Source organism: Rhodoferax sp., assembly GCF_028714215.1.
Taxonomy (GTDB): Bacteria; Pseudomonadota; Gammaproteobacteria; order Burkholderiales; family Burkholderiaceae_C; genus Rhodoferax.
In genome coordinates, this window is the sequence record NZ_JAQTMS010000003.1 from 157,002 (window position 1) to 171,257 (window position 14,256).

Below are 14,256 nucleotides of genomic sequence, written 5' to 3' on the forward strand. Positions count from 1 at the left end.
TTTTCAAACCTCAGACGAAAGCAGAAACCATGAAGAAACCCATTCTCGGCATCTTGTTGCTGTCCATCAGCAGCCTGTTTTGCGCACCCCATGCGCTGGCGCAAGCCTGGCCCGCCAAACCGATTCATATCGTGGTGCCCTATGCGGCAGGGGGTGCCGTGGACACCATCGCCCGCATCACCGGGCAAGGTCTGTCGCAGCGTCTGGGCCAGCCGGTCATCGTCGACAACAAACCGGGCGCCAGCGCCAACATCGGCATGGACGCGGTTGCCAAGGCGGCACCGGACGGCTACACCCTGCTGATGACGGCCAATGCGCTGGCCACCAACGGCAGCCTGTTTTCAAATCTGACATTCGACCCGCAACGCGACTTTGCCGCGGTCGGCCAGATTGGGCATGCGGCACTGGTGATCGTGGTGCCCGCCTCGTCCAAAGCCCAGACCTTCAAGGACCTGCTGGCGCAGGCCAGGGCTGAGCCCGGCAAACTCACTTATGCCAGCGCCGGCAACGGCAGCTCCGGTCACCTGGCGGGTGAAGCACTGAAGCAGGCCGCGCACATCGACGTATTGCATGTGCCCTACAAAGGCGGAGCGCCGGCGTTGACCGATCTGCTCGGCGAGAGGATTTCGTTCATGCCGCTCAACGCGGTCGAGGTGATAGCCCACATCCGCTCGCACAAGCTGCGTGCCCTGGCCGTGACCGGCACCAAACGGATGAGTCTGCTGCCCGACGTGCCGACCGTCTCCGAGATGGGCCTGCCCGACTTCGAGGTCTCGGTCTGGTGGGGATTGGTGCTGCCAGCGGCGACGCCCCCGAGAGTCGTGACCCGGCTGAACGCCGAGTTGCAGAAAGTCCTGGCGGAGCCGGCGCTGCAGACGCGCATGGCTGAATTGGGGGTGGAGATCAAGGCCGGCAGTGCGGCGCAGTTTTCCGAATTCATTCGTGCCGAGACCACACGCTGGAGCCACGTCGTCAAGGCCGGCAATATCAAGCCCGATTGAGTGGGTTGGTAGAGACGATGGCGAGCGGATAGTTGGTTTTGACAACGAGCGCGGCAAAGATGCGCCCTGGTCGGTTATTCAGCCTTGATGAGGCTCGCGCCATCCACCTTTGATGCCGTTTTGTCGAACGTCCATAGTGGACTTTCTCCGGCAGCATGCGCCAACGCGATATGAATGCAGTCCGCAAAGACAGCTTTGTTTTGCCGGAATAGCTCTAGTGCAACTTCTGCCGATGCCTCCGATTCGAACACAAGCTCCCTTGCGGCAAGAAGGCTTGCTATGGCAAGGATGATCTGATCTTTGGGGAACTCATAGTTGGAGCGCAAGACCCATTCAAGCTCTAAGAGGACAGTGATAGGAATGAATAGCGACTCGCCCCGCGTCAATACGCCCTTCACCAATTCCTTGGCTTTGAAGCCTTGACGCACATCGTCCTGGATCAGGTAGCGTACAAGTACGTTGGTATCAAGTGCAGCCATGTCAGTTGGCCTTCACCGCCACGGACTCATGTCTTCGACGCGAACCCTCTTCCCCTTGGGGGCCTTTAGCGTTCCTGCCAAGTCAAGTATCGACTTGGTCTTGGCCCGCACGATTGCAGTGCCATCGGGCATAACGCTCCAAGTCAACTTGGTTCCCGCCTCAGCGTGCATGGAATCACGGACGGGCTGCGGCACGGTGGTTTGACCTTTAACAGTGATGGTGGATTCAGACATCTCAATTCCCTTACTATATTGAATTTTGTAATGGTACGACATTGGTGGCAATCTGTCGTCTGTATGGTCATTGAAATCATCGCTACATTGCCGACCCATATCGTGCAGCGGCGAAGGTCCGGTATCGGACATCGAGGCGCCGTCTCTACGCCGGCTTGACGATCCTCTCCAGCGTCTGGCGTATCAGCGTCAGCGTGGTCTGCTGCGTCAAAGTGGTGGGGCGCAGCGAACTGGTGGCCAGCGAAACCTTGGTGCGCAGCGCCGGCTGGTGGATGGCGCGGATCGAATACGAAGCCGGCCGGACCGAGTTGGCGACCGCGTTGCGCGACAGAATGGCGCTGCCGGCGCCGTCTGCCACCAGGTCCAGAATGGCCGATACGCCGTCGATTTCCAGCGCGATATTCAGGCGACAACCGATGTTGGCCATCTCCGACTCCACATGCATGCGAATGGCGTTGGGCCGGCTCGGAATCACCAGCGGCAATTGCGCCACCGCTTTCAGTGAAATAGGCCCCGGCGCCGGGTCTTTCTGCAGGCCAGGCGAGCGGGCCTGCACCAGCAGCAGTTCCTCTTCCGGCAAGGGTGAGGTTTCCACTTCCGGGCTGGGTTGGGCGTTGTACAGCACCGCGATGTCCAGCCGCCCGTTCACCAGCGACTCTTGCAAGGCCACGGACAGGCCTTCGCTGATGGAAATCGTGGCATCGGGCATCTGCTGACGAAAGGCCCGTGTCAACGGCACCGTCAGCACGCGCGCCACGCTGCTGGGCAAGCCGACCGCAACGCGACCGGCCAGCGAGCCACGCACGCGGCCTAGTTCCTCCCGGGCGCGTTCGACCTGATGCAGAATGCCGTGGCCGTGCGCCAGCAGCAGTTTGCCGGCTTCGGTCGGCACGGCGCCGCGCCCGTTGCGCGTCAACAGGTTTTGCCGCAGCTCCACTTCCAGCAGACGCACCTGCCGGCTGAGCGCCGGTTGGGCCACGTCCAGCGCAATGGCAGCCCGGGTAAAGCTGCCCAGCTCGGCGACGCGCACGAAGTATTCCAGTTGTTTGAGGTCCATGCTTCTCGGGGTATATCTTCCGACTCATTATGCCGAATTGCGATACCTGATAGAAACCGCCGCACCTTGGCGCAGCAGCTGGCCGGGGCCAGAATCGCTGCCATGTTGATTCACGCCCGCTGTCTGCCATGACCACCGAGATCAAAGGCATTTCCTCCATGGCCACGCGCCTGGTGCTGGCCGAACTGGTGGCTGCGTTCCAGCAGCGCTGGGGCCGGCGCGTCGCCATCGAGTCGGTGGGCGGTGTCGATGCCGCCAGACGCGTGCAGGCCGGCGAGGCTTTTGACGTCGTCATCCTGGCGTCCGACGCCATCGACAAGCTGATCGCTTCAGGTCACCTGCTGGCAGACTCCAAGGTGGACCTGGTCCGCTCCGGCGTGGCCGTCGCGGTGTGCGCCGGTGCGCTCAAGCCCGACATCTCGACCGAAGACGCCGTGCGCAGTGCCGTGCTGGCGGCGCGCAGCATCAGCTATTCCAGCGGGCCTAGCGGCGTGTCATTGGCCAGACTGTTCGAGCGCTGGGGCATTGCCGAGGACATCCAGGGCCGCATCGTGACGCCGCCGCCCGGCATCCCGGTGGGTACGCTGGTGGCCAGCGGCGAGGTCGAACTGGGCTTTCAGCAACTCAGCGAACTGATGCACCTGGAGGGCATCACCCTGCTAGGCCCGCTGCCACCCGCCATCCAGATCGTCACCACCTTCTCGGCCGGCCTGTGCAGCGGCAGCCAACACGGCGAGGCGGTGCGCGCGCTGCTGGACTCCATGAACTCGCCCGAGGCTGCCGCCGCCAAGCGCCGCCAAGGCATGGAGCCGGCCTGACATGACGCTCCCCCCCGTTGCTTGCCCACTTCGTGTGGCCGCATACCCCCTCAAGGGGGCAACGCCAGTGGCCCGGCAAAGCCGGTTCCACGGCGTTCCGTGCCGGAGCCGTCGCGCGTTGTTGCGTATTGAAATTTTGATTTCCAGGAGAGCCTTATGAAGAAACCCATGGTCATCGATTGCCACGGTCACTACACCACGGCGCCGAAAGCGCTGGAGAACTGGCGCAACCGGCAGATCGCCGGCATCAAGGATGCATCCGTTAGCCCCAAGGCATCGGAGCTGGTGATCAGCGACGACGAGTTGATCGAGACCATAGAGACCAACCAGTTGCGCCTGATGAAAGAGCGCGGCTCGGACCTGACCCTGTTCAGCCCGCGCGCCAGCTTCATGGCGCACCACATCGGCGACTTCAATGTCTCAAGCACCTGGGCCGCCATCTGCAACGAACTCTGTTACCGCGTGAGCCAGCTGTTTCCGGACAACTTCGTCCCGGTCGCCATGCTGCCGCAAAGCCCCGGCGTGGACCCGGCCAGCTGCATCCCAGAGCTGGAGAAGTGCGTCAGGGAATATGGCAATGTCGGCATCAACCTGAACCCGGACCCCAGCGGCGGCCACTGGACATCGCCGCCTCTGAGCGACAAACACTGGTACCCGATCTACGAGAAGATGGTGGAGTACGACATCCCGGCCATGATCCACGTCAGCACCAGTTGCAACGCCTGCTTCCACACCACCGGCGCCCACTACCTGAACGCCGACACCACCGCCTTCATGCAGTGCCTGACCAGCGATCTGTTCAAGGAATTCCCGACCTTGAGGTTCCTGATTCCGCACGGCGGCGGCGCGGTGCCGTATCACTGGGGTCGCTTCCGCGGTCTGGCGCAAGAACTGAAGAAGCCGCTGCTGCAGGATCATCTGCTGAACAACATCTTCTTCGACACCTGCGTCTACCACCAGAGCGGCATCGACCTGCTGAACACCGTGATTCCGGTGAAAAACGTGCTGTTTGCCAGCGAGATGATAGGCGCCGTGCGCGGCATAGACCCCGAGACCGGCCACTATTTTGATGACACCAAACGCTACATCGAAGCGTCCAAAATCCTGAGCGATGCGGACCGTTTCCAGATTTATGAAGGCAATGCGCGGCGCGTGTTCCCGCGGCTGGATGCGCTGCTAACCGCCAAGAGCCAATAAGAAATATTTGGGGTCGGGTTCGTGAGCGCAGCGAATCAGACCTGACCCCAATTATTTCGTGCAACAAAAGAAGAGGATCACCATGAACAACCTGGGCATCGTCAAACGCAACATCGCCCGCGCCGACCAGGCAGCGGTGGACAAGCTCTCGCGCTTCGGCGTCGCCACCATCCACGAGGCGATGGGCCGCGTCGGCCTCATGAAGCCCTATATGCGCCCGATCTACAACAGCGCGCAGCTCTGCGGCACGGCCGTCACGGTGCTGCTGCAGCCCGGTGACAACTGGATGATGCACGTGGCGGCCGAGCAAATCCGGCCCGGCGACGTGGTGGTGGCGGCCTGCACCAGCGACAACCAGGACGGCTTTTTTGGCGACCTGCTGGCCACTTCGTTCCAGGCACGCGGCGCCGTGGGCCTGGTGATCGACGGCGGCGTGCGCGACGTGAAAGACCTGACCGCCATGAATTTCCCGGTCTTCAGCAAAGCCATCCACGCCAAGGGCACCATCAAGGCCACGCTGGGCTCGGTCAACATCCCGGTGGTGTGTGCCGGTGCCAGCGTCAACCCCGGCGACGTGGTGATTGCCGACATCGACGGCGTGGTGGTGGTGCCGGCCGCCATTGCCATGCAGGTGGCCGACGCCGCCGAAGCGCGTGAAGCCAATGAAGGCGCCAAGCGTGCCATCTTTGCTTCCGGCGTTTTGGGTTTGGATTATTACAAGATGCGTGAGGGGCTTGAGAAGGCCGGGCTGCGCTATGTGGACTGAGCGCCTGGGCGGCAGCGCTGAGCGCCTGGGCGGCAAAGCGTTCTGCTCCGTGTCCCCCGCCCGCTGCGCGGGCTCCTCCTTTACCTGCGCAGAACGCTTTGCCGCTCAGGCTTGTGGCACTTGAACAAATAGGCCAATAGCACCCGCAAATATTGCGTGAGAAGCTATTTAATTCATAGCAATATCAGGAAATGCATGGAATTCACTAAAACCCCTGGCTGGCTGGACTGGTACGCCGGCCCCAGCAAGCCCCGCTTCAAGTTGCCCGCCGGCAGCGTCGACGCGCACTGCCATGTGTTCGGCCCCGGCGCGCAATTTCCCTACGCCCCGGAGCGCAAATACACGCCTTGCGATGCGTCCAAGGAGCAATTGTTCGCCTTGCGCGACCATCTGGGGTTCGAGAAAAACGTGATCGTGCAGGCCACCTGCCACGGCACCGACAACCGCGCACTGGTCGATGCCTTGAAAGCCTCCAACAACCAGGCGCGCGGTGTCGCCACCGTCAGCCGCGACGTGAGCGACGCCCAGTTGCAGGAGATGCACAACGCCGGTGTGCGCGGCACGCGCTTCAACTTCGTCAGGCGGCTGGCCGACTTCACGCCGCGCGAGGTGTTGCTGGAGATTGCCCAGCGCATCGCGCCGCTGGGCTGGCATGTGGTGGTGTACTTCGAGGCGCAGGACCTGCCCCAGCTGTATGACTTCTTCACCGCGCTGCCGACCACCGTGGTGGTGGACCACATGGGCCGTCCCGACGTGAGCAAGCCGGTCATTGGGCCCGAGTTCGAGTTGTTCGTGAAGCTGATGCGCGAGCACGGCAATATCTGGAGCAAGGTGAGTTGTCCTGAACGCCTGAGCGTCAGCGGCCCGCCTGCATTGAACGGCGAGCAAAATGCTTACCGCGACGTGGTGCCGTTTGCCCGGCGCCTGGTGGAGACTTTTCCGGATCGCGTGCTGTGGGGCACCGACTGGCCGCACCCGAACCTGAAGGATCACATGCCCGACGATGGCCTGCTGGTGGACTACATTCCCCATATCGCCACCACACCGGAGTTACAGCACAAGCTGCTGGTCGACAACCCGACCCGTTTGTATTGGCCGGAGAAAAAAATATGAACCCACGACGCGGTCATTGCGGGCCTGACCCGCAATCCATGGATGCCAGATCAAGCCTGCCCCGGACTCCGATCCGGGGTCCGGCATGACAACAGGCCTTGGAGGAAAATTTCATGTCACTCGATAAACCCTACCTTGACATCCCCGGCACCACCATTTTCGATGCCGAGCAAAGCCGCAAAGGCTACCACCTGAACCAGTTTTGCATGTCGCTCATGAAGGCCGCCAACCGCGAGCGTTTCAAGGCGGACGAGCGCGCCTACCTGGACGAATGGCCCATGACCGAGGCGCAGAAGCAGGCGGTGCTGGCGCGCGATCTGAATCGCTGCATTGCCCTGGGCGGCAATATCTACTTTCTGGCCAAGATCGGTGCCACCGACGGCAAGAGCTTCCAGCAAATGGCAGGCAGCATGACCGGCTTGAGCGAAGCACAGTACCGCGACATGATGATCGCTGGCGGCCGCTCCATAGCCGGCAACCGCTTTGTCGGCGAAGATGGCGACGCGCAAGCGCAGCACCAGCCGCAAGGCCAACCCCATCGACCAGCGAGCGCATGAATATGGCCAAGATTACCGCCAGTGTCTACACCTCCCACGTGCCGGCCATCGGTGCGGCACTGGACCTGGGCAAGAGCCAGGAGCCGTATTGGCAGCCCGTATTCAAGGGCTACGACTTCTCAAAGCGATGGCTGAAGGACAGCAAGCCCGACGTCATCTTTCTGGTCTACAACGACCACGCCACGGCCTTCAGCCTGGACCTGATCCCGACCTTCGCCATCGGCACCGCGGCGTCCTACCAACCGGCCGACGAGGGCTGGGGTCCGCGCCCGGTGCCGGTGGTGCAAGGCCACCCCGAGTTGGCCGCGCACATTGCGCAGTCGGTGATTCAGCAGGACTTTGACTTAACAATAGTCAACAAGATGGACGTGGACCACGGCTTGACCGTGCCGCTGTCCTTGATGTGCGGCCAGCCCCAGGCCTGGCCCTGCCCGGTGATTCCGTTCGCCGTCAACGTGGTGCAGTACCCGGTGCCCTCGGGTCGGCGCTGCTTCGAGCTGGGCAAGGCGATCCGCCGCGCTGTGGAGTCGTATGACCAGCCGCTCAACGTCCAGATCTGGGGCACCGGCGGCATGAGCCATCAATTGCAGGGGCCGCGTGCCGGCCTGATCAACCAGGCGTTCGACAACGCCTTCCTGGACCGTTTGATTGCCGACCCCGAAGGCCAGGCCAGCATGCCGCATATCGACTATGTGCGCGAAGCCGGCTCCGAGGGCATCGAGCTGGTGATGTGGCTGATCGCGCGCGGCGCCATGGCCGACGTGGCCGGCGGCGCCAAGCCCAAGGTCGTGCACCGCTTCTACCATGTACCGGCCAGCAACACTGCCGTTGGTCACCTGATTTTGGAGAACTCCCATGACAATTAGAGTCGCCCTCGCCGGCGCCGGCGCCTTCGGCATCAAGCACCTGGACGGCATCAAGAACATTGACGGCGTCGAAGTCGTTTCGCTGATCAGCCGCGATCTGGAAAAGACCAAAGAAGTAGCGGCCCAATATGGCATTGGCCACGTCGGCACCGAGCTGGGCGACAGCCTGGCCTTGAAAGAAGTGGACGCCGTCATCCTGTGCACGCCGACGCAAATGCATGCCCGGCAAGCGATCGCTTGCCTGCAAGCCGGCAAGCATGTGCAAGTGGAAATTCCGCTGGCCGACAGCTTGCGGGGTGCGCTGGAAGTGGCCGCCACACAGGAGCAGACCGGCCTGGTGGCCATGTGCGGCCACACCCGGCGCTTCAATCCCAGCCACCAGTACGTCAGGCAGCAGATTGCAGCGGGCAAGTTCAACATCCAGCAGATGGATGTGCAGACTTTCTTCTTCCGTCGCTCCAACATGAACGCCCTGGGCCAGCCGCGCTCATGGACCGACCATCTGCTGTGGCACCACGCCGCGCACACGGTGGATTTGTTCGCCTACCAGTGCGGCAGCCCGATCGTCAAAGCCAACGCCGTCCAGGGCCCGATCCACCCGACGCTGGGCATTGCGATGGACATGAGCATCCAGCTCAAGGCCGCCAACGGCGCCATCTGCACGCTCTCGCTGAGCTTCAACAACGACGGCCCGCTGGGCACTTTCTTCCGCTACATCGGCGACAGCGCCACCTACATCGCGCGCTACGACGACCTGTTCAACGGCAAGGAAGAAAAAATCGACGTCAGCCAGGTGGCAGTGTCCATGAACGGCATCGAGTTGCAGGACCGCGAATTCTTCGCCGCCATCCGCGAGGGCCGCGCGCCCAATAGCGCCGTGGCGCAGGTGCTGCCCTGCTACCAGGTGCTGCACGATCTGGAACAGCAGTTGAACGCCCCCTAAAGCCGGCATCGAGCCGGGCTCCGGCAACAAATGACGCAGCCGTCCTTGCCGATGCGTCATATTTCAGTCACATTGCACAAAAGCCCTGGTTGGTCCGTGGCAGAGGTGGACGGCCCTACAATCCGGCCAACTTCACAGTACGCCGCTGGTTGAAGGTTTCCCGTTCATCCAAGAAAGCCATGGCCGCCACGCCACCCGAAATTCTTGCCGAACCGATGCCCCTCCTGCCTGCGCGGCCCGACGCGAGTCAGGCAACAGCCGGCGTGGCCAAGCCGCATTGTTCCCACTGCCATCTGCGCGAGTGGTGCCTACCCAGCGGCATGGCCAACAATGGTCTGGACTGCATGGACAGCGTTGTGTTCAGTCGCCGCCGGATCAAGACCGGTCAGCGGCTGTACCGGGAGGGAGAACCCTTTAAATACCTCTACGAGGTGCGCAGCGGCAACCTGAAATCGAGCCTGACGACGGCAGAGGGGATGGAGCGGGTCAGCGCTTTTCACATGGCCGGAGAACTGATTGGGCTGGACGGCATTGCCGAAGGCCAGCATGCCAGCAGCACCACCGCGCTGGAGGACACCGAGGTGTGCGCTGTTTCCTTCGAATTTTTGACCGAGCTGACCACCGGCAACGCCCCGTTACGGCGCACCCTGATGCAGCAAATGAGTCAGGAAATCGTGCGCGAACTTCGACTGCTGGTGTTGCTGGGCAACATGACGGCCGAGGAACGGCTGGCGACCTTCTTGCTGAACCTGTCGCAGCGGCTGGCGGCACGGGGCTATTCGGCAAGCGATTTCCACATGCGCATGACGCGCGCCGACATCGGCAGCTACCTGGGCCTGACGCTGGAGACCGTCAGCCGAACCTTCTCTGCGTTCCAGAAGCTGCGCCTGCTCAAAGTCGAGCAGCGCCACATCCGTATCACCAACCTGGACCGCTTGACCCGCATTGCCGATATGCGGGCGCATAAGCATCCCCTGATCTGACCGGTGGTGCCGGTGCCGCCGGCCGCAACGCCCGCGCCGCAAATCAAGACTTCCATTCCTCCGAACTCATCAGGCGCCAGGCGTTCTTGAAGGCGATCTTTTCGGCCGCGTCAGGCGTCAGGACCCTAAGCACGCCCGAGCGCAATCTGAACATCACCTGGTCGTAGTTGTTCCAGCGAAATGTATTGGTATCCGAACCAATCAGGAAGCGCTCGGGGTAAGCATTGAACAGCTTGACCCATTCTGGCCGCAGCACCGGCCATTTGCCGCCGTAGTAAAGAATCGAGTCCATCGCACCGGTCGGCGGAAAGACACTGTTCTGCCCGCTTTGCACGATATCGAAATGCAGATTCGGGTACTTGAGAATGAATTTCTCGACCCCCTCTGCCGACGGAAACTGGGTCCAGGTTTGCGGGTTTCGGTTCCGCCCCACATGGCACCAGACCACCTTGGCTTGCGGGTGGAGCTGCAGCATCTTCTCCAGCTCGGGCAGCAACTCATCCTCGGCCTCGTGATGCAGCAGGAACGGCAGCCCGGTGTCCTGTGCCACCTTGAAAACGCCATGAAAAGACGCCGACTCCAGCGGCATGTGAATATCGCGGTTGTTCGAATTGGAGACGTAATGACGCGATTCGAACTCGCCCATGGCAAAGTAGCCGCCGGAACGAACGTCGCGGTCGATCTCCTGAACCAGCGACAAATCATGGCCATGCCAACGCGGTCCATCGCCATGGATCACGGTGGCCACCAGTCGATCCGGAAATTCCTTGCAGGCTTCGATCGAGGACCCACTGCCATTGCGTTCATTGGCACCCAGCCAGGTCAGCGCAACGTCGCTTTGATTCATCTTGTCGATCAACTGGCGGCCGCTGAACTTTCCTCCCCAATGGTGTTCGATGTCGATGATGGGTAGCTTGGACTGGCCTTGCATGCGGCGAAGGGTTTCGCGGTATCCGGCCAACAGGGCACGGCGCTGCTCCAACACATCGGGGCTGAATGGGGCCAGCGCCTGGGCCTGACCCCGGAGCGGAAACAACAGCGGTGCCCCGGCGACGGCGCAAGCCGCCTTGACAAGAGACCTTCTGGACCAGCTATTGTTCATACCGTCTCCAGGCAACACCTTGGCCAGGCTGCTCAGCCGGCGGACCGGCTGGCCGATGCCGTCAAGCCGGCCAGCGCGTCAAGGTACCGCGCCGAGGCCATAAAAAGTCCGGATCACATCCCACGCTGCCTGCGGCTGGTCGACGTAGGTGAACAGCGCCAGATCCTGTTCCCCTATGACGCCTTCCTCGACCAGCACATCCATGTTGACCAGGCGCTTCCAGTAGTCGCTGCCAAACAGAACAATCGGCACCGGCTTGGCTTTGGCGGTCTGCACCAGGGCGATGACTTCAAACAATTCATCCAGCGTGCCAAAACCACCGGGGAAGGCCAGCAGGGCTTTGGCGCGCATCATGAAATGCATCTTGCGCAGCGCAAAGTAGTGAAACTTGAAACTCAAGCTGGGTGTGACGTAGGGATTGGCATGTTGTTCATGCGGCAGGGCAATGTTCAAACCGACGCTCAGAGCGCCCATTTCGTGGGCGCCACGATTGGCCGCTTCCATGATGCCGGGACCGCCCCCGGTGGCAATGAACAGCCGTTCCTCAGGCCGCTGCTGCTTGCTATAGCCAGCGACCAGGCGGGCAAACAGGCGCGCCTGGTCGTAGTAATGGGCGTTTCTCAACTTCCGTTGCGCCAGTGCCAGGGCACCGGCATCGCCGCTGGCCTGTGCTTGTTGCAGACACAGTTGCGCTTCTTCCGGCGAGGGAAAACGGGCGCTGCCAAAAACGACCACCGTGTTCTCTATGCCTTGCTCGGTCTGGTCCAGATCGGGCTTGAGCATTTCCAGCTGAAAACGGATACCGCGGGTTTCACGCCGCAACAAGAACTCGGGGTCGGCAAAAGCCAGTCGATAAGCGTCGGCTTCCAGCGGATTGCCCTGATCCGCGTAGTTCTGCAATTCCGCCCAGGCGTCGGCCAGGCGACGCTCGCTCAGGTGCTCTGCTTTCTTCATGGCGGTTCAGGCTTCAACGTGGCTGCGACAACTGACCTTGCGCGGCGCTGGGCGCCAGCGGGGCGGCTGGCGCCTGGGGCGCCGGGCTGTCCAGCACTTCCCTGACGTCGCCGATGAAATATTCGGTCTCGCCGAAGCAGGACGACGGAATGAAGCGGTGCTGCTGGTAATCGAGCACCACCCGCTTGCCAGCCAGCCGGTTGATCTTTTGCGCCATCGCCTCGTCACGCACCGTGAATTCAAATTTTTCAGGAATCGCACCGGGCATGGTCACCATGGCGATTTCACCTTCCCAGGTTTTGCACAGCCAGCCTTTCTTGGACAGCTTCTGCACGTAGCCGGCGCGCTCTCCCTGCGAATAACTCCAGTTCAGGGTGAGCCACAGCCAGCCACCGGCGAGCAGCAGCAAGACGATGAGGAGAAGCAGGGTGAAACGCAAAATTTTCGATGGCATGGTGGGCTTGGCTGTTGGTTGAATTGGATTGGCAAGGGGGCGTCAGCTACGCTGGCGCACGGCTTCATACAGGCAGACGCCGCTGGCCACCGACACGTTCAGGCTCTCAACCGCACCGCGCATCGGAATGCTGACCAGTTCATCGCAGGTCTTGCCGGTGAGCGCTCGCATGCCCTCGCCCTCGGCGCCCAGTACCAGCGCCACCGGACCCTTGAGGTCCACCTGGTAAATCGTCTTGGGGGCGACATCGCTGGTGCCAATGATCCAGATGTTGCGTTCCTTCAGCTCGTTCAGCGTGCGCGCCAGATTGGTCACCATGAAATAGGGCACCGTTTCGGCGGCACCGCTGGCCACCTTGGCAACCGTCGCATTGATGCCGGCGGCATGGTCCTTGGGCGCGATCACGGCGTGCACACCGGCGCCATCGGCGACCCGCAGGCAAGCCCCCAGGTTGTGCGGATCGGTGACGCCGTCGAGCACCAGGATCAATGGCGCCTCGCGCTCGGTGATCGGCTTGTCGGCTTGGGCGGCTTCCAGTTGCTCCAGCAACTCGTCCAGCGATTTCACCTGCGCCAGCTCCTGCACCCGCGCCGCCACCCCTTGATGCCCGTGGCTGCCGCACAGCTTGGCCAGCCGCACACCGTCAGCCTCGATCAGGCGCGCGCCGGCCTCGTTGGCCTTTTCCAGAAACTGGCGCATGCGGGCATCGCGCCGGGTCGGATCGAAATAAATTTCGACAATCGATTTGGGTGCCGTTTTGAGGCGCACACCGACGGCGTGAAAGCCGAATAAAACTTTGGGCGAAGACATGGGCTGATTATCGCGGGTTGTCATATGCATGCTGGCAGGCAGGCGGACTGGGTATCCGTTCTCTGGCCCACGCTCGCGGGCCTGCTTCTCCGGTTCGCCGTCGCTATTGTTTTAACACCTCGGCTGACAAGCCTGCTCAGTGCCACCGCGAATGGGGCCGGCGCCCGGATACCCAATCCACCTGCCCGACGATGTGCCTGGTACACGGAATTGAAATACACGGGCCGCGTTTCTTGCTTGCCAAGCGTCGCAGTCGGTTGAGCCGGTAAAGACAGCGAAAGCGGCAATTTCACCTTTCGCGTAGACCGGCGCTACGATACCCTTGAATCGATACCAAGCTTACGAGTGTCATGAACCCACTTTCTTCTTCGACTGATCAACCGACTGCACAAGCACCTGTCGAGGTCTTGGCCTACGACATCTCCTGGCCCTCGAAATTCGAACTTGAACGGCTACATCTCGAAAGCGTACTTGCACCATGGCTCGTGGGTGGCATCGAACACATTGGAAGCACTGCAGTGCCCATGCTCGCGGCCAAGCCCGTCATCGACATGATGGCCCCAGTTCACACACTGAAGGCGTCGCTGCCGGCAATTGACGCAGTAGTGCAAGCGGGGTACGTGTACTACCCTTACAAGCCGGAGGTCATGCACTGGTTTTGCAAGCCCACACCCAGCAGCAGAACGCACCATCTGCACCTTGTTCCCATAGGCAGTCAGCTGTGGCGTGAACGGTTGGCTTTTCGTGATGCATTGCGCGACAGTCCAAAGCTCGCTGCCGATTACGCCGAACTAACCTGAATATTTCATACGGCTGAGTCGGCGGTCCCGCCCGAAGGCGCGTTGTCATTGGTATCTGAGGCCAAACACAACATAGGACCGCCAATGTCAAACTGTACCGGAGAATTTGGAGCAGGCAAGAT

Annotated in this window: 16 protein-coding genes; 10 read left to right on the forward strand and 6 right to left on the reverse strand. The window is 61.6% G+C overall.

Annotation, left to right across the window (positions count from 1 at the left end; genetic code table 11):
• Positions 1-29 precede the first annotated feature (29 nt).
• Positions 30-1,001: a tripartite tricarboxylate transporter substrate binding protein gene (locus tag PHS32_RS02640; RefSeq protein WP_301077232.1), complete on the forward strand. Its 972-nt coding sequence runs from the start codon at positions 30-32 to the stop codon at positions 999-1,001.
• A 74-nt stretch (positions 1,002-1,075) separates the two neighbouring features.
• Here PHS32_RS02640 and PHS32_RS02645 read toward each other — a convergent pair whose 3' ends face one another.
• A complete protein-coding gene (locus PHS32_RS02645) occupies positions 1,076-1,480 on the reverse strand; it encodes a type II toxin-antitoxin system VapC family toxin (protein ID WP_301077233.1) in 405 nt (134 codons plus the stop codon).
• A 379-nt stretch (positions 1,481-1,859) separates the two neighbouring features.
• A complete protein-coding gene (locus PHS32_RS02650; protein WP_301077234.1) occupies positions 1,860-2,771 on the reverse strand; it encodes a LysR substrate-binding domain-containing protein in 912 nt (303 codons plus the stop codon).
• A gap of 128 nt (positions 2,772-2,899) precedes the next feature.
• Between PHS32_RS02650 and PHS32_RS02655 the strand changes: the two genes are divergently transcribed.
• From PHS32_RS02655 to fnr, 8 genes are all read left to right on the forward strand, one after another.
• Positions 2,900-3,589 (forward strand): substrate-binding domain-containing protein, encoded by a 690-nt coding sequence (locus PHS32_RS02655; RefSeq protein WP_301077235.1) that lies wholly within the window; start codon positions 2,900-2,902, stop codon positions 3,587-3,589.
• Positions 3,590-3,757: 168 nt separating this feature from the next.
• The gene (locus PHS32_RS02660; protein WP_301077258.1) at positions 3,758-4,786 is read left to right on the forward strand and encodes an amidohydrolase family protein; all 1,029 of its coding nucleotides are present in this window, start codon (positions 3,758-3,760) and stop codon (positions 4,784-4,786) included.
• Positions 4,787-4,868: 82 nt separating this feature from the next.
• Entirely contained in the window at positions 4,869-5,552 is a 684-nt protein-coding gene (ligK, locus tag PHS32_RS02665) for a 4-carboxy-4-hydroxy-2-oxoadipate aldolase/oxaloacetate decarboxylase (RefSeq protein ID WP_301077237.1), read from the forward strand.
• A 195-nt stretch (positions 5,553-5,747) separates the two neighbouring features.
• Positions 5,748-6,665 (forward strand): amidohydrolase family protein, encoded by a 918-nt coding sequence (locus PHS32_RS02670; RefSeq protein WP_301077239.1) that lies wholly within the window; start codon positions 5,748-5,750, stop codon positions 6,663-6,665.
• A 113-nt stretch (positions 6,666-6,778) separates the two neighbouring features.
• Positions 6,779-7,222 carry a protocatechuate 4,5-dioxygenase subunit alpha gene (gene ligA, locus PHS32_RS02675; protein WP_301077240.1) on the forward strand — a complete coding sequence of 148 codons (444 nt, stop codon included), beginning with the start codon at positions 6,779-6,781 and terminating at the stop codon, positions 7,220-7,222.
• Positions 7,223-7,224: 2 nt separating this feature from the next.
• A complete protein-coding gene (locus PHS32_RS02680) occupies positions 7,225-8,088 on the forward strand; it encodes a class III extradiol dioxygenase subunit beta (RefSeq protein ID WP_301077259.1) in 864 nt (287 codons plus the stop codon).
• On the forward strand, positions 8,078-9,031 hold the full coding sequence (locus PHS32_RS02685) for a Gfo/Idh/MocA family oxidoreductase (RefSeq protein WP_301077241.1): 954 nt from the start codon (positions 8,078-8,080) through the stop codon (positions 9,029-9,031). Before PHS32_RS02680 ends, PHS32_RS02685 begins: the two co-directional genes overlap by 11 nt.
• Positions 9,032-9,210: 179 nt before the next feature.
• Complete coding sequence (gene fnr, locus PHS32_RS02690) at positions 9,211-10,014, forward strand: fumarate/nitrate reduction transcriptional regulator Fnr (RefSeq protein WP_301077243.1); 804 nt, start codon at positions 9,211-9,213, stop codon at positions 10,012-10,014.
• Positions 10,015-10,057: 43 nt separating this feature from the next.
• On the opposite strand, the gene PHS32_RS02695 is transcribed toward fnr, so the two are convergent.
• From PHS32_RS02695 to rlmB, 4 genes are all read right to left on the reverse strand, one after another.
• The gene (locus PHS32_RS02695; protein ID WP_301077244.1) at positions 10,058-11,116 is read right to left on the reverse strand and encodes an amidohydrolase family protein; all 1,059 of its coding nucleotides are present in this window, start codon (positions 11,114-11,116) and stop codon (positions 10,058-10,060) included.
• A 78-nt stretch (positions 11,117-11,194) separates the two neighbouring features.
• Complete coding sequence (locus tag PHS32_RS02700) at positions 11,195-12,070, reverse strand: TIGR00730 family Rossman fold protein (protein ID WP_301077245.1); 876 nt, start codon at positions 12,068-12,070, stop codon at positions 11,195-11,197.
• Between the two features lie 13 nt (positions 12,071-12,083).
• Entirely contained in the window at positions 12,084-12,524 is a 441-nt protein-coding gene (locus PHS32_RS02705; protein ID WP_301077246.1) for a hypothetical protein, read from the reverse strand.
• A gap of 42 nt (positions 12,525-12,566) precedes the next feature.
• A complete protein-coding gene (gene rlmB / locus PHS32_RS02710) occupies positions 12,567-13,334 on the reverse strand; it encodes a 23S rRNA (guanosine(2251)-2'-O)-methyltransferase RlmB (RefSeq protein WP_301077247.1) in 768 nt (255 codons plus the stop codon).
• Between the two features lie 350 nt (positions 13,335-13,684).
• Here rlmB and PHS32_RS02715 point away from each other — a divergent pair, with 350 nt between their 5' ends.
• On the forward strand, positions 13,685-14,134 hold the full coding sequence (locus PHS32_RS02715; RefSeq protein WP_301077248.1) for a GrpB family protein: 450 nt from the start codon (positions 13,685-13,687) through the stop codon (positions 14,132-14,134).
• The last annotated feature ends 122 nt before the right edge of the window (positions 14,135-14,256 follow it).